The organism is Streptomyces sp. NBC_01537, from assembly GCF_045040445.1.
Lineage (GTDB): Bacteria > Actinomycetota > Actinomycetes > Streptomycetales > Streptomycetaceae > Actinacidiphila.
On sequence record NZ_CP109392.1, the window covers coordinates 2,645,698 to 2,666,069 of the forward strand.

The following is a 20,372-nucleotide window of genomic DNA, read 5'->3' on the forward strand; positions in this document are numbered from 1 at the left end:
CGCCCGGTCACTCGTCCTGGAGGGCGCTCGTCCAGACGCTGGACACCGCCCCTTCCTCGTCGACCCAGTCCAGCTCGGTCTCGATCTGTTCCCTGAGCTCGTCCCGCTCGGCCCGGCTGGAAGCCATGGTGAGCAGGCAGCGGAGCGGCACATAGCTCTGCAGCATCGCGAGGAACGTGCCGAGGCCGGCGGCGACCAGGGGGTCATGGTCGTCGTACTCGTCCGCCGGCGCGCGGTAGACCCTTCCCTCCTCGCCGTCGAGGACGATCGCGCCGCCCATCCAGATGCCGAGCCGGAAGTACGGGCCGTCACCGGCGGAATCGGGGATGACGTCCTCGTCGGCGTCACCCCAGAGGTCGTCGAGGGTCAGCTCGGCCCAGTCCAGCTCGTCGGCCGGGGGCAGTGACATCTCCGCCCCTGTGAAGGCGGGCAGGCCGATCTCGGCCAGCACCCGGCGGGCCTCTGCGTCGCGGAGCCCGTCGGGCAGGTCCGGCTCCGGTACGCGCCGGACCGCGCCGGCCCCGAAGACGGTGGTGAGGACGTCCGGATCCGGGGTGCTCCAGGTCTGCGGGGTCGCTTCGACCGCCGTCCCGAAGTCGGCGAGGAACGGCTCGCCGTGGATGGGAACGATCTCCTGGAAACGGGACGGATCAGCGGGCTCGATCGCGAAGAGCCCGCCCATCCCGGCCTGGACGACCATGTCGTCGAAGCGGACTGCGGCGGTCAGAAAGGCCGGCTCCACATTGCCGTACGCGGTCAGTTGCACCCAGGGCTGCGTGGCGCCGGTGGCCTCGCCGACGGGCCATTGCGGCTGCGCCTGGCCCGGTTCCGGGACGGCGCCGGGCCACGGGCCGGCGAGCAGTTCGCCGGTGCGGGCGTCCCAGAGATGGAAACGTGTGTCCCACATGCCCTCGGAGACGACGGCCTTGCGGCCGGGCACGGGAGTGAGCGAGACCTTCTGGACGGCGCCGGGCCGCAGGTATCCGGCCCGGACTCCGCCGGGTGGCCGCCAGCGCGTCCAGCGGGTGCGCCAGGGCAGGGCGAGGCCGGAGAGTTCAATGTCCTGCGCCAGGGCGTGGTCGCCGCGGGCGGTGCTCATCAGGTGGAGCCAGGAGGCCCATTCGCCCTGACCGAGGGAGTCCACGCCGCTGAGCCAGAGGTTCGCGGCGTCACCCGAGGCGGTCTCGGTGTCCATGGCCAGTGCGGCCTCGCGGTAGTGACAGGCCGCCGCGTCAAGGAGGGCCACCTGGTCGAGCTGCGCCACCACCTTGCCGTCCCGCTGCACGGCGTCGAAGCGCCCCGCCTGGACGGCGTGCATCGCCAGGCCGTGCGCGGCGTACCGGCCGGCCGGTCCCGCGGCGGCCCAGCCCGCCGGGTGTTCCCAGGCTCCGGCGGCTTCCAGCAGCCAGGTCAGCAGACGGTCGTGGATGCGGCGGGCCTCATCGGGCGCGTACGCCGTGCGCAGCCGCCCGGCGTCACGTTCGTCGCCGAAGCGGACCAGCTCACCGTCGAGTGCCAAACTCCGTGGCGAGCGGCGGGCCAGCTCGGCCAGCTCCCGCTCGGGCAGGTCGGGACCGTCGGCGGCGCGGAGCAGAGCCCGCCAGACCGTGAGCGGTACCGGACGCGGTTCGGCGAGAGCCAGAACGCGGACGGCCGCATCCGGGGCCGACAGTGGATCCTCCTCCGGGGTCCCGGTGCCGTTCTCTGGTGTCACCAGGAGCGCCAGCCGGTCCGTACGGCGGCGCTCGCCCGGCTCGGTCTCCACGATCACTTTGACGCGGCCCTGCCGCACGAGGCCGTCGGCCAGCTCACGGACGACCCGGCCGGGCTGCGAGGACCGGCGGGTGGCGCCAGCCCTGTGGGCGTTCAGGATGACGACCGGGCCGTCGCCGAGGCCGGATTTCGCAAGGGCGGGTCCCCAGTTCGCCCGCCGGAGCCGGTCCTGCGGCAGTCCGGCGGCGCTCAGCACCCGGGCCAGGATCTCCTCCGCCGTCAGACCGGTGGCGTCCACGGTCACCGATCCGGGCAGCGCCTCCGCCGTGCGCAGCAGGATCTCGCTGCGCCCCGAGCCGGGGGCTCCGGCCACCTCCGCCACCCACCGGTCGCGGTCCTCGCTCCGCCACGCGAGCAGCCGTGCGACTGCTGCCTGCGCGGGCACCGGCTCGTACGCGGCTTCGGGGAGATCCATGTAGTCCTTGGAGTCCTTCCGTACGCGGACCGTCGGATTGCCGGTTGCGGGCTACAACTGCGGCGCGACGGTGCGCCACACCTCTTCGGTGAAGTCTACGCGGGCCTGCATCTGCCGCTCCATCTCCGCCTCGGCCGCGGAGAGCGGATGCGCCTGGTCGACCCGGTCGTTGACGGCGTCCCTCACGTCCTTGGGCAGCTTCCGCTCGCCCTTGGGGAGATTCTTGCGCTCTTCCTTGTAGAGGTCGTTTCTCATCTTGTTCCTCGCGTCGACCGCATCCTTGTCGATCCGGTACGTCGTGCTGTAGTGGACCGGGATGCCCTTGAGGTTGTTGTGGATGAGGTCGGCGCAGTTGCCCTTGCCCTTCCCGCCCTTCTTGGTGCCGCAGGGTTCCCGCTCGGTGTACAGCGCCTGCGGGGTGTACTCCTGCCTGCCGGACGCCCGCGCCTCCTTGTTCACCTCGTTCACCCAGTCGAGCAGCGCCTGCTCGGAGTGCTTCCCGGATACCCCGCCCGATGAGGGAGAGGGATACGACGAGTCCACGATGAACTCGGTGCCATGGGGGCCGGAAACCTCGACGACCGCGTAGTTGCGGCCTGTCAGGTCCGGGGTGTGCTTGGTGATGTTGCCTTGCGGATCGGCCCCGGTCACGGTCTTGAGCAGCCCCGAGAGATCGTTCTTCCCGCGGTTGTGATGCAGCCGGGCGCCCTCGGAGGTGGCGTCGGTCCGATGCGGGTGCGAGGTGACCCCGTACTCCTGGTGGAAGGTGTGGCTCATCCGCCCCAGCGTGGCGACGACGGCCAGCCGCTCGCCCTGGCTGAGGTTGTTGAAGCCCGGCAGGGCCGTTCCCAGCTGATCGGCCGTGAAGGTGGTCGGCCGGTCCGGGTGCGTGCCGGGGTTCGCGGCATCGCCGGCCGCAACCGACAGCACGTGGGCGAAGCTGCCGTCCTGGGCCCACTGCCGCATGTGGTTGTCGAGGTTGGTGTGGTCCTCGATCCGCTGTACGGGATTGCTTACGCGGACCCTTGACTGGCCGGCGTCCGGCGGAAGGCCGTCGCGAAGCTCGTCCTTCCCTTCCCGATGGGGCTGCCCGGAGTCGGCGTCGTCCTCGTTGTCCGTGTCGCCGTCCGCGTCACGGTCCGTCAGGTCGTCACCGGGGTCCGTCTCGCCATCGGCGTCACGGTCCGACAGGCCGTCCGAGTCCGGGTCGGTCCCGCCGTCCGTGGTCGTGCCGTTGTCGCTGTCACGCGGAGGCGCTTGCGACGGCGGGTCGGCCATCGTGATGTCGCCGTCCGCGTCCTGCTCCGTGTGGCGTTTCTTCCTGCTGGGCTCGCCGGTGTCCTGGCCGTCCTGACTGCTGTCCCCGTCCGTGGACGTATCGTCCGGTTCCTTGCGCTTCGGGCCGCCGGCCGGAGTGGCGTCCGGACGGCGGTCGGTGGTCGCGGGACGGCTGTCGGCGGGCCGGTTGGTTCCGGCGGACGGGGTGGGAGAGGAGGGGCTGACGGGGCGACGGTCGGGGTCGAGGGGGATGGCGAAGACGCCGTTGTCGCCGTTGTGGAGGGGGGTGTTGGAGCGCTGGCCGGTCTGGGAGTCGATGTAGGTGATCTCGCCGTTGTGGTTGACGGCGTTCCAGGCGTGGGCGCGGCCGTTGGCATCGGAGGTGATGATGACGGCCTGCGAGCCGTGGCCGGAGTCGCGGAGGGTCGATTCCAGGTTGGTGAAGGCGTCCTTGCCGTTGCCCATGTCGGAGAACTTCGCGCCGAGGGTGTCCTCGATACGGTCCCGGCCGCCGGTCTCGCCCCGGTCGGAGGGGTTGCCGTCGGCGTCGGTGTCGGGGGTGCGCGAGGCTGCGGCGGTCGGGTTGCCGGAGTACGTGTCGACGGTGGACAGGGCGGTGTCGACGCAGTTGTTGTTGCGGCCCGGCTCGCTGGGGTCGGTGCCGTTGATGTTCTGCGTCCAGGTCCCGTCGTTGGGATCGGGGTGGCGGACCGGGTCGCCGTTCTCGTCCTTGGGGACGACGGCTTCCAGGTTGTCCTGGTCGTCGGGACGCGGGCCTTCGACGCCGCCGGGCTGGTCGTACGGGCGCGAGTCGGAGGCCGGGCGCGGGGGCCCTTGCGGGGTGCCGGCGGGCTGGTTCTGCTGCGGGTGGCCGCCCGTGTTCTGCGCCGGGATGCTGGCGTGGAGGTGGACGGGGGGCGGGACGGTGTGCTGGCTCTGCGAGTTGGCCGGGTTCGACGGGTTTTGCGAGGCCGGAGCGGTCTGCGAGTTCGGCGGGCTCGACGGGTTCGGCGGCGACTGCTGGGCCGGAGGCTGCGCAGACGGGGTCTGCGCGGACGGGGTCTGCGGAGTCCCCGGCGTGGGAGTCGTGCCGGGTGCGGGGGTCGTGCCGGGCGCGGGCGTTGCGCTCGGCGGGGCGTTTCGGCCCGGGGTGCCGCTGGGGTTCGGCGGGGTGGTCGTGCTCGTACTCGCGCCCGAGTTGGAGCCGGTGCCGTTGCTGGGGGTGGTGCTCGGGGTAGTGCTGGGCGTCGAGGCCGGGGAGCTGCTCGGGCTCGTGCTCGGGCTGGGGGTGGCCGTCGGCGTCGTGACCGGCGTCGTCGCCCGGGTCGGCGTGCTCGGCGTGCTCGGCGTCGTGTTCCCGCTCGGGTTCGCGCCGGTGACCGGGTTGCTCGCCGGGGTGGGGGTACGCGTCGGTGTCGAGGACGACGTCGGAGAAGGCGTGCCGGGGCTCCCACTCGGGCTCGTGCCCGGGGTGGTACTCGGCGTCGTGTTCGGCGTCGTGTTCCCGGTCGGCGTGTTGGTGCCGCCGGTCGGGTTCGGGCTGGTGGTCGTGGCCGCGCTCGTCGTCGTGGTCGGCGTCGCCGCCGGGGAGGTGTCCCGGTTCGGCGTACCCGGGCTCGTGCTCGGGCTTGTGCCGGGGGTCGTCGTCGGCGTCGCACTCGGTGGCGTGCTCCGGCTCGGCGTGCCCGTGCCCGTACCGGTGTTGGAGCCGCCGGTCGGGTTGGGGCCGGTGACCGGGTTACTCGCCGGGGCAGGCGTCCGGGGCGGCGTCGAGGGGGACGACGACGGGGAGGGGGTGCCCGCGGACGTCACGTTCGGGCTGCTGACCGGGGTACTGCCTGCGGGGGTTGTCGTCGGTGCGCTCGTGGCGGTGGTGGTGGGCCGGGAGGTGGCGGGGCCGGCACTGTCCAGGTTGGGGCTGGAGGGCATGCCGGAGGCGGGCGACGAGGATGTGTGGCTGGTGGAGCCGGGGTCCGGGCTCTGGTGGGTGGGGGTGTAGGTCTGGCTGAGGTCGGGCCCGGTGAAGCTGTCGGAGACCGTACGCACGTTGGAGGAGTCGGACGCTCCCGTGGTGTGTGAAGCCGGTGTGTACGTGGTCGGGTTGGGCCCGGAGAACGAATCGCCGGAGGAGCTGTGCTGGATGGGGGACGACGCTACGCCGCTGCCGGTGCTCGGGGTCGGCGTCGGTGTGCCTGGGTCTGCCGTTGTCGTTGCCGCCGGCGGATCGAACGGGCTGGGGGTGTAGCTGTCGGGGGTGCTCGCGACCGCGGGCGACGGTGTCGCTGTCGGGGAGCTGTCCGGGGAGTTCGACCCTGCGGGTGTGGTGGTGGGCGTCGAGTCCGGGGTGGTCGGGCTGGAGGAGTTCGAGGAGTTCGAAGAGCCGTTGTTGCCCGGGGTCGAGTCCGGCGACGTGTTGGTGTTGCTGTTCGGGCTCGAACTCGTATCCGTGTTCGCGTTCGAGCTCGGGCTCGGGCTCGAATTGCCGTTCTGACTCGCGTTCGCATTCGGGCTCGTGTTGTTCGGGCTCGTATTCGAACTGCTCGACGACGAGGAGTCCGACCCGTCGGCGCTGCCGCTGTCGGCACTGCCGCTGTCGCCGTCACCGCTGTCGCCGCCCTCGCCGTCCGACCCGTGGCCGGCCGCGTTGTGCACGTGGCGCCCGGCCCGCTCCCCCAGGCCGTCCCGGAGGCCCTCGGCGATCGTCTGCGGGGTGTTCTTGATCTGCTCGACGGCCGCGTCGGCGCCGGTCTTGACCGTCTGGCCGACGTCGATGCTCTTCTGGGCGCCGAAGTTGACGTTGAGGGACTGGGTGATCAGGTCCGTGATCATCGCTTCGAGGGCGGAGATCGCGGGCTCCTTCATCGCCTCGACGACCGCCTCGATCAGGGCTTCCTTGAGCTCCTTGAGGATCCGGCGCACGATCAGTCTCGTCGCCTGCGTCATCCCCGCCACCCCGAGTTCGGACAGACCGAACGTGAAGGGTGCGGCCGCCTGTGCCGCGATGATCTCCGCGGCCAGAATCGCCAACTGCACGATCACCGCGGCCTTGCCCGCGATCACGATGGCGGCCGCCGCGTCCAGTACGCCGGCAACGACCAGGGCCACCGTCTGGGCGTCGTCCAGGTAACCGGAGCCGTTCCCGGAGAACTTGTCCCAGGTGCCCTTGAAGCCGTCGATCGAGTCGCCGTAGTTCTCGGAGATCACGTTGCCGGCCGAGGAGACGCCCGCGTACTGGAGCTGCTGCACGTCCTGGGCGAACTGCCGCCAGTGCTCCGCGGACTCGATGAGCTTGTCCTCGTCCGCCGTCGGCCAGTCCATGCCGAGCATCTCGTTGAGGACCCACTCAAGCCAGTCCGGCAGCATGATGGACATGCGGTAACTCCCCCGTGGGTGTGCTGTGTTGTCGGACTACGAGCGATCGAATGCGGAGTCAGGCGGCGGTGGTCGGCGGCGCGAGCCGTTTGATCAGACCGCCCTGGACCTGTTCGTTCGCCTGCTCCTGCTCCATGAGCGCATTGTTGAACGTCTCGTTGGAGTCATGGTTCTTGCCCATGGCCTGCAGGGCGTCACCGATGTCGCCGAGCTTGGTCGAAAGATAGTCCATCGACTGGTACATGCCATCCCGCACGCCGGTATAGACCACGCCGAACTTCTCGCCGATGTCGTCATCGCCCCACGGGGGCGTGCCGGACCCCTCCAGGCGGGTGAGGTTGTCCTGGAGACGGGTCAGCGCCTCACCGAAGGACTGGCCGATGGTCTTGAAGTTGGAGCCCTCCGAATCGAGGACGTCGGTTGCGGTTTTGAGCCCGTCCTGTCCCACAACTTCCCCTGTTCTCAAGCTGTTTACAGTCGGCGCACTGGCTGCACCGGCAGCTTACCGACGGCTGCCGGTGCATCCTGGTCGCGCACATGTCACAGGTTTGTTCTAGATCTAGATACGGCCGCGGCGCGAACGCGGGCGCGGGGTGTCGGGCTGCGGCTGGGTGGGGGCGTCACGCTCGGCCTGCTCGCGGGCCTCGGCCTCCTCCTGCTCGCGGCGGTAGCGCTCGGCGGCCTCGCGGTTGCGCTCGGCCTCCTCGGGGGTCATGTTCTCCGCCGCGCGCTTGATCTTCATCATGCTGTCGCCCAGGGCGTCGAGGTACGTCCCGCCCTTCGCGACATCCGTCATGCTGAGGCGGCCGGTGAGGACCTCGCGGGCCATCTGCTGGAGCTGGGGCGGCACGTTGGGGTTGTCGCGCAGCGTGCGCAGGGATTTGTGGAGGCGCGCGGCCTGGACCGGGTCCTTGGCGTCCTCCATCAGGTCGTCGTCGGTGACCTCGCGCTCGTTGCGCTCGATGCTCATGGGTGCGCCCCCGTCTCGAAAAGTACGTGCGCATGCCATAGTGCCAGGCGTCCGGGGCCTGAAACCATGGCCATAGGATCAGCGTCCGTAAGTAGCGCATGCGCACCGCACGCGACGCGCGTACCGCGCGTATCGCACGCACGGAATCGACGAATTGCTTCAGCGAAGGGCGGCAGGGCCATGGGCGGCCAGTACGAACCGCATCCGCACATCGGCGGCCGGACGGCCGCGTTGCGCGCGCTGGCCGCGTGGCGGATGGAGTGGCCCGGGACGCCCAGATGCGTGCTGCTGACGGGGAGTCCGGGGAGCGGGGTGTCACGGCTGCTGGTCGGCTTTCTGATGCTGTGCGACCCGGAGTACCGCAAGCAGCTGCCGCTGGACCGGCTGGACCCGGCGATCGTGCCCCCGGACCTGCCCGCGCCCGCCGTGCCGGGACCGGAGGGGCTGACGGCGGCGCAGGTGCTGTGGGTGCTGGCGGACCACTTCGGGCTGAAGGCGTCGCGGGCCGACGACGTGTACGCCGAACTGGCCGCGCTGGACGTGCCGGTGACCGTTGTCGTGCCGGACGTGGACCGGGCCGGGGCGCTGCGGGTGGTGGACGAACCTGCCCGGCTGGTGCGGGAGATGCTGCTGCCGCTGGCGGCGACGGAGACCGTACGGCTGCTCGCGGACGTACCGCGCGCGCTGGCCGCCGAACTGGCCGCCGCCCTGCCGTCGGGGACGGTGCAGGTCATCGACCTGGACGAGCCGGAATGGGCCGACCCGGAAGGGCTGGTGCTCCAGGCGGACGCGCTGCTGGACCCCCGGTTCGGCGCGCCGGCGCTGCCGTTCACCTCGGACCCGGCGGCAAGGCGGGCGCTGGCGGAGGCGATCGCACGCCGCGCCGGGGCCGGCCGGCTGACCGTACAGCTCGCCGTGAACGGCATCCTGATGCACCCGGAGGGCTTCGACCCGTCCGACGACAAGGCGCTGCCCAGCGGCATCGGCGAGGCCCTTGACCTGCACGCGCGCCGGCTGGGCGCGGAACCGGAACTGCTGCGGCAGATCCTCGCGCCACTGGCCTTCGCCGAGGGCGAGGGGCTGCCGCTGGCTCTGTGGGCGCCGCTGGCGAGCGCGGTCGCGGGGCGGGAGATGGCCGAGGCGATCGCGGGGGCGATGGCGCTGGCCGGGCCTTTTGTCATACCCGTCGAGGCGGCCGAGGCAGGGGACGACGCAGAGGACGCCGAAGGGGATGCCGACCGTACGCTGCTGAAGCTGCTGCACCCCGCGCTGGCCACGGAGATCCGCTCCGGCTTCCCCGACAGCGGACGCGCGGCCCAGGCGCAGATCGCCGTCGCCCTGCTGGAGCAGGTGCCCGAGCAGAACTGGGCCAAGGCCGATCCGTACGTCCGCGACTACGTCGCCGGCCATGCCCTGGCCGCCGGCCTGCTGCCCCAGCTGCTCACCGACCCGGCCCTGTTCACCTACGCCGACCCGGTCGCGCTGCGGGCCGCCGTGGACGCGGTGCCGCTGGAGGCGCTGGGCGCCCCGGCCCGTACGTACCGCAGGCTCGCGCCGCTGCTGACCCGCAGCGAGGCTCCGGAGCTGCTCCGGGCCGCGCTGCTGGAGACGGCCTTCGTGGAGGACGGGCTGCCGGACTACGCGGACGCGATGCACGCGCTGGGGCTGCCACTGCCGTGGCGGACCCTGTGGAGCGTGACGGTGCCAGGGGTGAGCGCGGTGACCGTGGGGGCGCTGCCGCCGGCATCCGGTGAAACATCCGGTGAAAGCGGTGAGCCCGGAGCCGAGCCCGTGCCCGAGGCCGAGCCGGTGCCGCAGGCCGAGCCGGTGCCCGTCGCCGTCCTCGTGGTCCCCGCCGGAACGCCGGGTGCACTGCCGCTCGGCGAGGACGTGGCCGTCCTGGTGCACGGGCTCGACGGCCCGGCCCCCCTCGGCGCCGTCGACCCGGCCGCCGTCGTCCGCCCCGACGAGGAGGAGCGGGCTGCCGCGCCGCTCGCGCTGAGCCGCGGCGCGGACTACGTACGGGTCTGGGACCGCGCGGCCGAAGAGGTCGTCGCGGCCCTGATCTCCGACGTGCCGTTCACCGGGGCGGATCTCTCGCCCGACGGCGTCCTGCTGCTGGCCACCGAGCGCGGGGCCCGGGCCCTGCGGATCAACCGATAGCCTCATCCGTATCCGTGGAAAACCGTGTGAAGGAGCCCCTCCCCGTGATCAGCCAGGCGCAAGCGCTCGCGACCGCCGAACGTTGGCTCAACGGCCACGCCCCGCAGGAGCAGCACCGGCGGATCGGCATCCAGGAGTTCGACCTCGGATGGGTGGTGTGGGCGGTGCCGCCGCCCGTCGAGGTGGACCCGGTGACCGGGCAGCGCCGGCCGCCCGCCGACTTCGGCAACGCCTCCGGTGTCGTCGACCGGCGCACCGGCGAGCTCACCGTGTGGCCCTCGGTACCGGTCGACGAGGTCATCCGCATGTACCAGGCCAAGCACGGCGCCGGGGCCGACGCCTCCCAGGCCCCGCCGGTCACCGGCCCGGGCAACACCGCCGTCTTCTCCTACGTCGACCCGGCCAACGGCGAGGAGTCGACCCTCTTCCGCACCTCCGCCCCTGGTCAGCCGCCCGCCGAGTACCAGGCCTGGGCCGAGCTGCAGCGCATGGGCGTCCCGGCCGGCAATGTCGTCGCCGTCCACACCGACCTGCGGCCCAGCCTGCTTCCCGGCGGCTACACCGGAGACCTCATCCTCAGCGCCTTCCCGAACGCCTCCTTCTCCTGCTCCCAGGACTACGGCATGCGGCCGGAGGAACGCGCCGAGGGCATCGCCGCGCTCATCGACAGCGTCGAGTCCATGCACCGCGCGGCCGGCCAGCAGCCCCCTCCCCGCCCGCACCGCCTCCCCGTGCCGTCGGACGTCGCCGCGGCGGAGCCCGTACGCGATGTCGCTCTCGGCCGCGAGCTCGTCGAGGCTCTCGGCCCCGACGGCGTACGCCGCTACGACGCCGACGATCTCGCCGGCACCGAGCTCCCCGAGCCCGCCGTCGCCACCCTCACCTGGGCGGGCCTGCCCGCCGACATCCCGTTCTTCTTCGCCGCCGACCGCCCCGACGCGCCCCCGCCCGGCGGGCTCTTCACGGACGCCGCCACGCATCTGCGCGAGCGCGGCACCGAGGCCTCGGCCAAGGCCCTGGAGACCCTGGCCGGGCACGTCCGCATCGGCTCCGACGGCCTCTGCGCCATCACCGTCCAGTGCCGCGGCTCCGAACGCTGGGTCGGCTCCGTCTGGGCCGTCCACCCGCGTTCCGGCACCGGCCGCTTCATCAACCGGTCCGTCTCCGCCTTCGACCGCTCGCTGGCCCTGCTCGTCGAGACCCGGGAGGCGATGGACGGCATGAACCCCGCCGAGGCGGGCGCCGCCGTCGCCGCCTTCCAGGAGAAGCTCGCCGCCCTGGACCCGACGGCCCTGGGCGATGTCGAGAACTGGTGGACGGTCGTGGTCGAGCAGATGTGGCACGGGCTGTTCTGACCCGCTTCAGCCGACGCCCTGGCTCAGCTGCCCTCCCCGTCAGCACCTTCCGGGGCGAACAGCCGGGCCAGGGCGTCGTCCGTGGCCTCGCTGTCCCGGGCGCTGCTGACGAGCGCGCCGCCCATCGCGTCGAGGCGGCGGTGGACGCCTTCGAGAGCCGACATCGCGTGCTCGGCCAACTCGGCGTAATCCGCTGCCGCTTCGCGCGCCTCGGGCGCTTCGCTGAAGCCCGCCGCTGCCTCGAAGGTCCTGGCGTACTGCTCCAGGTCGTACGCGTGCGTCGCGAAACTCCTGCCGAGCTTCGCGACCTCCGCGTGGCTGATACCGAATCCGTCGGACATGAGATATCCCCGTACTTTCCCCGTTGTCGCGGGTGACCACCCTACAAGTCACGGGCGGGCGTAGCGGAGCAGCACCACCCCGTTGCCGAAAGCCCGGGTACCGGCGAGCTCCAGAGCCGTCCGTGCGTCCGCCGCCGGGAACAGCGCCTTGCCCCGCCCGATCAGCACCGGATGGACGTACACCCGGTACTCGTCGACCAGCCCGTGCTCCATGAACGCCGCCGCGAGATCCGCGCCCCCGAGCGCCAGATCCCCGCCCGGCTGCGCCTTGAGCGCCATGACCTCCTCGACGACGACCTCCCGCACGACCGTGGTGTTCCACCCGGCCCGCCCCGCCGGCAGCGTCCGGGAGTACACGGTCTTGGGCATCTCCCGCCAGATACCGGCGAACTCGGCCATCGGCCCGGTGATCGACGGGTCGGCGTCCGCGGTCGGCCAGAACTCCGCCATCAGCTCATGGGTGACGCGTCCGCTGAGGAAGCCGCCCATCGCCCCGAGCTCCTCGTTGAAGTGGCTGTGCAGCTCTTCGTCGACGAGGTGCCAGTCGATCTCGCGCTCCGGCCCCTCGATGAACCCGTCCAGGGACACCGACATCATCAGGATGATCTTTCTCATCACGGTCCTCGCAAGGTTCGTCAGGTTCGCTGTCCTGTCCGCTGTCCTGTTCGCCGTCGGGCTCGAAAAGGACCCTCCCTCGCAGGCGAGCTCCCCCGGCCGGTTACGATCCCGCACATGAGCGGCCCCGACACCGAGCCCGACATCACCACCCAACCCCGAACCGGGCTCACTCCCCGGCAGGCGCGACGCATCCGCGTCATCCTGGCCTCCGTACTCATGGCCGTGATGGCGGTCCTCCTGGTGATCCGCCTCGCGGCCAGCACCTCTTTCCTGGTCGTCGCCGACTACGGCCTCGCCCTCGCCCTCTGCGGCACCGTCATCCAGCTGAGCCGCAACGGCCGTACCCGCCTCGGCACCTGGCTCCTCGTCCTCGGCGTCGCCGCAGCGCTGGCCACGGACTGGCTGCTACTGCCCTGACCCGGCCCTGAGGGACCTGATCGCCCCTCCGCGCCAGCCCCACCCGTTCCTCCGTGCAGAGCGCGCCAGTTGCTCCCCGGCACTAAGCGAGGGGCCGCAGTCCGAAGACTGCGGCCCCTCACCACTCATGCGGTACGTCTTACTGATTGGGCCACTGGTTCGGTGGCTGCTGCTGCGAGGCGTACGGATTCTGCTGCTGGTACGGGTTCGGCCCAGGAGCCTGGCCCGGGTGCGGCGGATAGCCCGCCGGCGGCTGCTGCTGCCAGCCGCCACCCGGCGGCGGCATGGGACCGGACCCCGGCCCGTTACGGCGACCGCCGCGCTTGGACAGGACGATGAGCAGGATGATCACGATGACGAGGACGACGGCACCGATGGCGAGGAGGACACCAAAACTGAGGCCCGAGGAGTCCGACGACGCGGAGGAGTTGGCCGCGTCCGATCCCCCCGACGTGGCGGCGGACGAGGGAGAGTCGGACGCCGAGGAGTCGGCACCGGTCGACTTGAGCGGACCCTGCTTGGAGCCGGCCGGGATGTCGTCTACCAGAGCGTGGTAGGGGCGGATGAAGCCGTAACCGTAGTGCTTGTCCGGAAGGGAGATGCCGCTCTTGGAAGAAGGCAGACCCGCCGTCTTCACAAGCCTGTTGGCGATCTGGCCAGCGGTGAGGTCCGGGTATTTGGAGCGAAGGAGAGCCGCGGTGGCGGAGACGTAGGCGGTGGAGTCAGAGGTTCCCTCAGCCAGGCGATAACCACCGCCGTTACCCGCTGACCTGATGTACTCGCCGGGGGCCGTGAGCATCAGCGCGGAACCGTAGTTGGAGCGTTCCCACACCACTCCGTCCTCGCCGACAGCCCCAACAGCGACGACCCCTGGCGCGCCGGCAGGAAAGGACACCCTGCTGGCGCCGGTGTTTCCTGCACCACCGACGAGGAGGACATCCTTCTCGGCCGCATAGGCCACGGCCTGCTTCTCGTCATCGGTATAGACGATGCCATGATCGAAAGACATGTTCACTACCGAGGCACCTTGGTCCACGGCATACCGCAGCGCATCAGCCCATTCCGTACCGCCACCGGTCGACGTGTCCATGTCGATTTCAACCGGAAGAATCTTGGCGTCGGGAGCGAGACCTTTTACTCCCTCAGAATCGCCAGCTCCGTGACCGTGTCCCGCGATGAGCGATGCCATCGCAGTGCCGTGGCTATCGGCGTCCGGTGTTTTCACATTGCGGTTCGCCGTCCCACCGGTGACAAAGCTTTTGCCGGGCAGTACATTCCCGGCAAGGTCTGGATGGGTACCGTCCACTGCGTGATCGATCACGGCTACGGTCACGCCCTTGCCCGTTGACTGCTCCCACACCTTGTCGGCGTCGAAGGCAGTCAGCGGCCACTGACTCTGCCTGATGCTGTCTGCCGAAGCGACCGGCGCGGTTCCGAAGAGCAGCGCTCCCGCCACCACCGCGCCGCCCACCGCACGCAGCGTCCGCGTGAAGCTCATGCTGTTACACCTCTCCTACGTGAACGGGGCCCGCAGCCCGGAGACTGCGGGCCCCTTCGCGCTTCCGCCGGTCACAGACTCGGCATCGGCCTACTCGATGACTCGGGGAGCCACATTACGCTCGGGAGTCCAGGTCTCCTCATCCTCGATCAGGTAGTCCGGACGCTGACCCTCGCGACCTTCCTCCTCGCCCCGGCCGCGACCGTGCGAGCCGGGCGCGCCTGCCATGCCCCGGCCGCTCTTGCTGCCGGTCGTGCCCGCTTGCGAACCGCCGCGACTGCGGTGGAGGCCGGATCCGCCTTGGGATCCGCCGCCGGTCTTGCCGCCCTTGGCACCCGCGCCGCCGACGACGCCGCCCTTCTGCCGGGCGAGGGCGCCACGGCCGGTCGCACCGGCGCCGCCCGCGCCCTTACCTGCGCCACCCGCCCCGGCTGCGCCAGGCATGCCGGAGCGTCCCATGCCGGAACCGGTGCGGCCTGCGGCTCCGCTGCCGAGGTTCGACGCCGAGGCGCCGGCGATTCCGGAAGTCCCGGAGGTTCCACTGCCCGTGGCCCCCAGGCTGCTGGAGCCCGTCCCGCCCAGGGATCCGGTCCCGCCATAGCTGCCGCTCGTACCGGTTCCGGAACCGAGGCCCGTGCCCGCCGATGTGGTGGAGCCTGAGGTGTAGCCGTCCAGACCCGTTCCGATTGAGCTGCCGGTGGAGGGAGAAGTGAGATTGGAGCCGGTCAACGGCCTCGACGATTCGCTGCTGCCGATACCACCGGTGAAGCCGTCGGATCGGGGCGACTGGTCCGTGATGGGGGTGTACTTCGAACTGGACCCGGTCGAGGACGTAGAACCCTTGTAGGAACTGGAACTCGGGGTAGTGACTGCGGTCGGCACTGCCGCGATGGCCCCGACATTTGCGTTGCCGTTGCCGTTGCCGTCGCCGTTGCTTCCCTGATCAGGAAGCTTCTCATCGACACCGACGGACTTGGGCGAAACCAGCCGTGACGCGTTGCTCTTGTAGGTGAGCGCCAGCTGCTCCATCGGGATCGCCGCTTCGAGCGAGCGTTCCTTCTCCTCGGAGATCTCACCCCTGTTGTTCTCCAGCGCCTGGGCGGTGCTGATGTTGGGGTTGGCCAGGTCCGCGTTGAGCTGGGTCTCGTCACGGCCGGTGCTCAGGCCGAACATGCCGCCGATGGCCGCGGTGACGCCGCCGCTTCCCGGGAGGATGGTGTTGGAGACGAGGCCCAGCGCTCCCGCGCCGGAGGTCGCGGTGTTTCCGATGAAGTCCAGGCTGCTGTCTAGGAAGCTGGGTTCCTGGATCGCCATGACCTGGCCGTAGGCGTCCTGCAGGCTCTTCGCGGAGCTGAACATCACATCTGAGACGTTCTTCGCGTACGGAGCACCGTTGCTGAAGTTCTGCGCGATGACATTCGCCTGAGAGGCGAATCCCATGGCGGACTCGCCATGCCAAGTTTCCAGAACCTTGTTCACGGCATCCGTGAACTGCTTCAGGATTCCGCCGGTGCCGTCAGTGCCCACCAACAGGTCATGGACGTCAAGCCAGTTCTGGGCGACGTCCTCCACTGTCTGGACGCTGGCGTCCTCCAGCATCTCCTTGAGGTCCTTCAGCCCCTTTTGATTGAAAGGAGTGTCCGGCTTGAGCCTGCTGGAGCTGCCGCCACCGCCACCGCCATCTGCTGCCAACATCCGCTAGCCCCCAATACCCATCGGTTCTACGCCAGTCACCGCTCAGACTCCCATGCTCGAGCCGCCGGAAGCGGAAGTGACGGTACTTGCGTGCTCGGCTTCCTCGTACTGATCCTTGGCCTTCTTGGTCTTCTTGCCGAAGTCGTCGACCAGGCCTTCGATCTGAGCAAGAATGGTGTTCTCGATGTAGTCCTTCATCACGGCGTGGGCATTGCGCAGTTCTTCTTCCTCGGAGAAGTTCTTGCCCAATGCGCCTGCCGGAAGGTACGTGTTGTTCGCGGCTTTGCCTTTCGTGCCGCCCATGTCCCGCAGGACGTTGTTCAAGGCGGTGATGACCTCGTCCAGGGCGCTCAGATCCACGCCGTATTGGCTAGCGGCCATTACAGGGCCTCCCCGTGTGTGTTGATTGGATGCTTGCGGCGCCAGTCGCGCATCGCGATGCCGGAGCCGACGACGACGGCGATGATCAGGACCCCGCCGCCGACGACGTATATCCCGTAGCGGGTGTTCCGCTCCTCCGCCGTCTCACCGATGGTCAGGACGCCGGGGACGATGGAGTTGCCGGCATTCTGGATCTGGGTGGACTGGGGGTCCTCGGTGGCCTTGTCGCTGGGCGGGGCATCGTCGGTGAGGGCGGCTACCGGGTCGACGACGCCCCAGCCGACCAGGGCGTTGTGGCCGGCTTCGGTGCGCTCGGCGGTCTGTTCGATGCGGGCGATGACCTGGGCCGGGGTCCACTTGGGGTATTTGGAGCGGACGAGGGCGACGACGCCGGCGACGTAGGGGGCGGCGAAGGAGGTGCCGTTGTCGATGCACTGGCCGCCCTTGGGGACGGTGGAGACCATGTCGACGCCGGGGGCGGCCACGCCGACGAAGTCGCCGGGCTGGGAGAAGGAGGCGCGCTCGTTGTTGCGGTCGGAGGCGGCGACGGCGAGGACACCGGGGAAGGAGGCGGGGTAGGTCAGCTTCTTCTGGCCGGAGGCACCGTCGTTGCCGGCGGCGGCGACCACGACGACGCCTTCGTTGATGGCGTCCTCGACGGATTTCTCCAGGTCCGAGCCCGGCTGGAGGGCCTGGGAGGTGTCCTGGGAGATGTTGATGACGTCGGCGCCGTGCTCGGCGGCGTAGTCGATGGCATCGGCCATGGTGCCGGCGGTGCCGCTGCCCTCGGCGTCGTTCTGGCGGATGGGGATGATGGTGGCCTGGGGGGCGATGCCGACGAAGCCGGTGCCGGCGATGGGGCGGGCGGCGATGATGCCGGCGACCTTGGTGCCGTGGCCGACGGGGTCGTCGGTGCCGTCACCGCCGGGAGTGATGTAGTCCTTGCCGCGGACGTCGGGGTCGATGGCCTGCCGGAGCTGGGTGTTGTCGTTGTCGACGCCGGTGTCGATGACGGCGACCTTGACGCCGGCGCCGCGGGAGTTCTCCCACATCTCGTCGAGGAGGAGGCGCTGCAGTGACCAGGGGGTGCCCGCGATGTTGGCGCCGGCGAAGTTGCAGGAGGCGTTGGCGATCGGAATGCTCGGGTCGTCGGCGGCGGTGTCCGCGGCGGCGGGCGTGGCGACGGCCAGGCCTGACAGGCCGACGAGACTCAGGGCACAGAGCGCTGTCGCGGCGGACTGTGCGGCGCGAGATCCCACGGGTTGGTTCCCCCTGTTTACATGCGTACAGATGCGTGCGGATACGACTGGTAATGCGGGTGACGCGTAAGGGTGGGCGCACCTTGAAGCGGCGCGCCCACCCTTGATGTTCATACGGAGTGCCGGTGGTACGGCGGCTCGGTCAGGTGTTCCAGATGGAGGCGTTCTGACGCTCCGTGCTCTGGTAGTTCTGGGCGGCGGTGTCGAGGGCCTTGGCGATGGCCTCGAGGGTGGCGTGCAGGGAAGCCGCACGCTTGTCCCACTCGGCCTGCTTGGCCTGGTAGCCCTCCTGGGCCGCGCCTTCCCAGCTCTGCGCGATCTGCTTGACGCCGGCCTCAAGGTCGTCGAGCTGGCTGCGCACATTGCCGGCCGTCGTCCGAACATCAGAGGCGGCCTGGGAGATCGTCGTGAAATTGACGAGGATCTGGCCGGACATGGTGTCTCCTCGGGGAGTTGGTGTGATCTGGTCCTGCGGGTCCTGGGTGGTTCAGCGCACGCGCACGCGGACGTGCGCGGGCCGCATCATCCGAAGGGCGAGGACTGCGCCGAGACCTGACTGATCGACGCCGCCTGCTCCTCTTCCGAGGACGAGTAGTTCTTGGTCGTGGTGTCGATCGCGTCCTTGATCTCGCCCAGGATCTGGTTGAGCTTGGTCGCGTCCTCGTTCACCTGCGACTGCAGGTTGTTGTACGAGGTGGCGGCCGCGCCCTTCCAGCCCGAGGTGATCGTGTCAATCACCGTCTGCAGACGGCTGATCTCACCCTGGATCTGTCCGTTGACCGTGGAGATCTTGTTGCTGAACGCAACCATCTCCTCCTCGGTCGTCGTGTACTGCTGTCCAGCCATAAGCCAGCGTCCCCCATGAGACTCGTTACCCGTGTCCGTACAGGCTCTCCCGGCAAGCGCGGGAACCGCACGTACGGCCGACATCTACGTCTGATGCCTTAAGCCACTCTAGCGATCCGCTGTGACAAGACCCAATGGGGGAACCCATTTGTGACAGAGCCACAACAAGCCTTCACAGAACTCGCCAACGACCGCCCGGAATCAGCCAACGTCACTGGTTCTGTGGCTGCTTGGCGCTCGTGGTGTCCAGCGTCGGCCCCGCCGCCAGCAGATCGGCCCAGGCGTTGGGGACGGAGACGGGGGTGACGCCGTCGTAGCCGAGCCGCTTCTGGGGGCCGTCGTCGGCGGCCTGGTTGGGGTCGGCCGACGCGGTGTCGGCGGCGGCCTTGTCGCTGTCGCCGTTGGAGGGCACCGAGTAGCGCAGACCGGTGTCGGTGACGAGGAAGACCGAGCCGATGGTGTTGTTCAGGGACGAGACGCGGCGCAGCAGGAGGCCGCTGCCGGGGGTGACGTACGCGCTCGTACCGCCCTCGGAGACTTCCTCGGGGTAGTTCGTGCCGGCCCAGGTGCTCTGGACGGCGTTGCCGCCGCTGTCCGCGGTGCCGTTGAAGACGCTGCAGGAGACCTTGCGACCGCCGGGGGTGTTGACCTGCGTGGGGCCGGCCGCGGGCCACTTCTTGTCGTCGTAGCGGGCACCGATCTCGATGTCGGCGAGGTTGTCCGTCAGCGGCTCGGCCTTCGCGTTCCCGTACACGGTGGTCGCGTCGGGGCCCTGGAGGAGCAGCCGGGAGGTGAAGTCGGTGATCGGGGCGAGCCGGTCCTTCAGGACGACGTACAGCTGGGGGCCGTCGCCGGTGACGACCCGGATGACCATGCCGATGGTCTTGTGCTTGGCCGGCACGCCCGCGGCGGAGGAAGGGGTGCCCACGCCGTCGAGCTGGGGGAAGGCGATGGGCGCGCCCTGCTTGAGCGTGCCCATGAAGTCCGAGGTGACGTCCTGCGGCGTGGGGGAGGCCCCGAACAGGGCCTGGCTCAGCTTGATACGCACGGCTTTCTCGTCAGCCGTCAGCGGCACGGGGTTGCCGCGGGCGTCCGTGCCGGGGATCGCGCCGATGGCGTAGGCCTTGCCCTGGTTGTCGACGAGGTACCAGCCGCCGCCGGGCGCCTCGACGAACAGCCCCTCGTTGGGCTTGAGCTGGTTCTTGCTCTCCTCGACGTCCTTCTTGTCCTCGCCGCCGAGCACGAAGACCATCTTCTCGGTGTTCGACGTGTCGCCACTGCCGCCGCTGCCACTGCCGCTGCTGCCACTCCCGCTGCTGCCGCTGCTGCCGCCGATCGGCTGCTCGCACAGCGCCCAGACCTTGGGCTTGGCCGCCTCGTCCTTCTCCGGCAGGCGGTCGGGGGCGTACGGGATGCCGATGGTGGGGCCGTGCAGGATCTTGGGGTTGTCCAGGACGGACTCGTCGACCTTGAGCACCTGGTACTTGTCGGGGCTGAGCAGGAGTCGGGCGGACGCGAGGTTCAGGACCGGGTGCAGGAGGTCGATCTCCTTGCCGGCCTTGTCCTTCTTGCCCGAGTCCAGGTAGACGTAACGGGTGGTGGACTTGCTGCCGACAAGGACATTGGCGCCCGGGGTGTTCCAGCCGCTGGGCGCGCTGGGCTTGATCATGCCGTAGCCGCCGAAGCCCACGAGTATCAGCGCCCCGACGATGAGGCTGGGCATGACCGCCTTCATCGGGCGGGGCGCGTCCTCGGCCGAGCCGTTCTGCTGCGGCTTCAGGAACGCGGCAACCGTCCGCTTGCGGGCGAATGTGTAGGCATTGAGTTCATCCCGTCGTGCTGCCATTGCTGCCTTGTCTCCCCGTATCCCGTAATGCCCGTTTTCTCGGTGCCACCCCGGCCAATTCCGGGCCCGCCCTCGGCCATTGCGGCAACGGGCGGCCCTCTACTATGCCCTGTGGTGATCGACCCGTACGGTACGGGTACCGCGA

At 70.0% G+C, this 20,372-nt stretch carries 16 protein-coding genes; 3 read left to right on the plus strand and 13 right to left on the minus strand.

Annotated elements, in window-relative coordinates; all coding sequences use genetic code 11:
- Positions 1 to 7 precede the first annotated feature (7 nt).
- The 4 genes from OG607_RS12165 to OG607_RS12180 all read right to left on the minus strand — a co-directional run bounded on the left by OG607_RS12165 (position 8) and on the right by OG607_RS12180 (position 7,808).
- Positions 8 to 2,188: an SUKH-4 family immunity protein gene (locus tag OG607_RS12165; protein WP_405722423.1), complete on the minus strand. Its 2,181-nt coding sequence runs from the start codon at positions 2,186 to 2,188 to the stop codon at positions 8 to 10.
- A gap of 51 nt (positions 2,189 to 2,239) precedes the next feature.
- On the minus strand, positions 2,240 to 6,838 hold the full coding sequence (locus OG607_RS12170) for a toxin glutamine deamidase domain-containing protein (protein WP_405722426.1): 4,599 nt from the start codon (positions 6,836 to 6,838) through the stop codon (positions 2,240 to 2,242).
- A 58-nt stretch (positions 6,839 to 6,896) separates the two neighbouring features.
- Positions 6,897 to 7,286 (minus strand): hypothetical protein, encoded by a 390-nt coding sequence (locus OG607_RS12175; RefSeq protein ID WP_405722428.1) that lies wholly within the window; start codon positions 7,284 to 7,286, stop codon positions 6,897 to 6,899.
- A 111-nt stretch (positions 7,287 to 7,397) separates the two neighbouring features.
- Positions 7,398 to 7,808, minus strand: coding sequence for a hypothetical protein (locus OG607_RS12180; protein WP_405722430.1), 411 nt, complete (start codon positions 7,806 to 7,808; stop codon positions 7,398 to 7,400).
- Between the two features lie 180 nt (positions 7,809 to 7,988).
- Between OG607_RS12180 and OG607_RS12185 the strand changes: the two genes are divergently transcribed.
- A complete protein-coding gene (locus OG607_RS12185) occupies positions 7,989 to 9,971 on the plus strand; it encodes an ATP-binding protein (protein ID WP_405722432.1) in 1,983 nt (660 codons plus the stop codon).
- A 26-nt stretch (positions 9,972 to 9,997) separates the two neighbouring features.
- Positions 9,998 to 11,326, plus strand: coding sequence for an SUKH-4 family immunity protein (locus OG607_RS12190; protein WP_405722434.1), 1,329 nt, complete (start codon positions 9,998 to 10,000; stop codon positions 11,324 to 11,326).
- A gap of 23 nt (positions 11,327 to 11,349) precedes the next feature.
- Here the strand turns inward: OG607_RS12190 and OG607_RS12195 are convergent, their stop codons facing one another.
- Positions 11,350 to 11,667, minus strand: coding sequence for a hypothetical protein (locus OG607_RS12195; protein ID WP_405722436.1), 318 nt, complete (start codon positions 11,665 to 11,667; stop codon positions 11,350 to 11,352).
- 48 nt (positions 11,668 to 11,715) lie between these two features.
- Positions 11,716 to 12,282, minus strand: coding sequence for a dihydrofolate reductase family protein (locus tag OG607_RS12200; protein ID WP_405722437.1), 567 nt, complete (start codon positions 12,280 to 12,282; stop codon positions 11,716 to 11,718).
- 117 nt (positions 12,283 to 12,399) lie between these two features.
- Here OG607_RS12200 and OG607_RS12205 point away from each other — a divergent pair, with 117 nt between their 5' ends.
- Complete coding sequence (locus OG607_RS12205) at positions 12,400 to 12,702, plus strand: hypothetical protein (protein WP_405722439.1); 303 nt, start codon at positions 12,400 to 12,402, stop codon at positions 12,700 to 12,702.
- Between the two features lie 139 nt (positions 12,703 to 12,841).
- On the opposite strand, the gene OG607_RS12210 is transcribed toward OG607_RS12205, so the two are convergent.
- From OG607_RS12210 to eccB, 7 genes are all read right to left on the minus strand, one after another.
- A complete protein-coding gene (locus tag OG607_RS12210) occupies positions 12,842 to 14,200 on the minus strand; it encodes a S8 family serine peptidase (protein ID WP_405722441.1) in 1,359 nt (452 codons plus the stop codon).
- A gap of 90 nt (positions 14,201 to 14,290) precedes the next feature.
- Positions 14,291 to 15,772, minus strand: coding sequence for a hypothetical protein (locus OG607_RS12215; protein WP_405722442.1), 1,482 nt, complete (start codon positions 15,770 to 15,772; stop codon positions 14,291 to 14,293).
- A 165-nt stretch (positions 15,773 to 15,937) separates the two neighbouring features.
- Positions 15,938 to 16,255: a hypothetical protein gene (locus OG607_RS12220; RefSeq protein WP_405722444.1), complete on the minus strand. Its 318-nt coding sequence runs from the start codon at positions 16,253 to 16,255 to the stop codon at positions 15,938 to 15,940.
- 20 nt (positions 16,256 to 16,275) lie between these two features.
- On the minus strand, positions 16,276 to 17,535 hold the full coding sequence (mycP, locus tag OG607_RS12225) for a type VII secretion-associated serine protease mycosin (RefSeq protein WP_405722446.1): 1,260 nt from the start codon (positions 17,533 to 17,535) through the stop codon (positions 16,276 to 16,278).
- A 142-nt stretch (positions 17,536 to 17,677) separates the two neighbouring features.
- The gene (locus OG607_RS12230) at positions 17,678 to 17,971 is read right to left on the minus strand and encodes a WXG100 family type VII secretion target (RefSeq protein ID WP_329311768.1); all 294 of its coding nucleotides are present in this window, start codon (positions 17,969 to 17,971) and stop codon (positions 17,678 to 17,680) included.
- 86 nt (positions 17,972 to 18,057) lie between these two features.
- Positions 18,058 to 18,381 carry a WXG100 family type VII secretion target gene (locus tag OG607_RS12235; protein ID WP_405722448.1) on the minus strand — a complete coding sequence of 108 codons (324 nt, stop codon included), beginning with the start codon at positions 18,379 to 18,381 and terminating at the stop codon, positions 18,058 to 18,060.
- 211 nt (positions 18,382 to 18,592) lie between these two features.
- The gene (gene eccB, locus OG607_RS12240) at positions 18,593 to 20,227 is read right to left on the minus strand and encodes a type VII secretion protein EccB (RefSeq protein WP_405722450.1); all 1,635 of its coding nucleotides are present in this window, start codon (positions 20,225 to 20,227) and stop codon (positions 18,593 to 18,595) included.
- Between the last annotated feature and the right edge of the window lie 145 nt (positions 20,228 to 20,372).

Excerpts from the sequence above, each read along its gene's own strand:
- OG607_RS12165 (WP_405722423.1), bottom strand. The coding sequence starts at position 2,188 with ATGGATCTCCCCGAAGCCGCGTACGAGCCGGTGCCCGCGCAGGCAGCA.
- OG607_RS12170 (WP_405722426.1), bottom strand. The coding sequence starts at position 6,838 with ATGTCCATCATGCTGCCGGACTGGCTTGAGTGGGTCCTCAACGAGATG.
- OG607_RS12180 (WP_405722430.1), bottom strand. The coding sequence starts at position 7,808 with ATGAGCATCGAGCGCAACGAGCGCGAGGTCACCGACGACGACCTGATG.
- OG607_RS12185 (WP_405722432.1), top strand. The coding sequence starts at position 7,989 with ATGGGCGGCCAGTACGAACCGCATCCGCACATCGGCGGCCGGACGGCC.
- OG607_RS12195 (WP_405722436.1), bottom strand. The coding sequence starts at position 11,667 with ATGTCCGACGGATTCGGTATCAGCCACGCGGAGGTCGCGAAGCTCGGC.
- OG607_RS12200 (WP_405722437.1), bottom strand. The coding sequence starts at position 12,282 with ATGAGAAAGATCATCCTGATGATGTCGGTGTCCCTGGACGGGTTCATC.
- OG607_RS12205 (WP_405722439.1), top strand. The coding sequence starts at position 12,400 with ATGAGCGGCCCCGACACCGAGCCCGACATCACCACCCAACCCCGAACC.
- OG607_RS12210 (WP_405722441.1), bottom strand. The coding sequence starts at position 14,200 with ATGAGCTTCACGCGGACGCTGCGTGCGGTGGGCGGCGCGGTGGTGGCG.
- OG607_RS12230 (WP_329311768.1), bottom strand. The coding sequence starts at position 17,971 with ATGTCCGGCCAGATCCTCGTCAATTTCACGACGATCTCCCAGGCCGCC.
- OG607_RS12235 (WP_405722448.1), bottom strand. The coding sequence starts at position 18,381 with ATGGCTGGACAGCAGTACACGACGACCGAGGAGGAGATGGTTGCGTTC.
- eccB (WP_405722450.1), bottom strand. The coding sequence starts at position 20,227 with ATGGCAGCACGACGGGATGAACTCAATGCCTACACATTCGCCCGCAAG.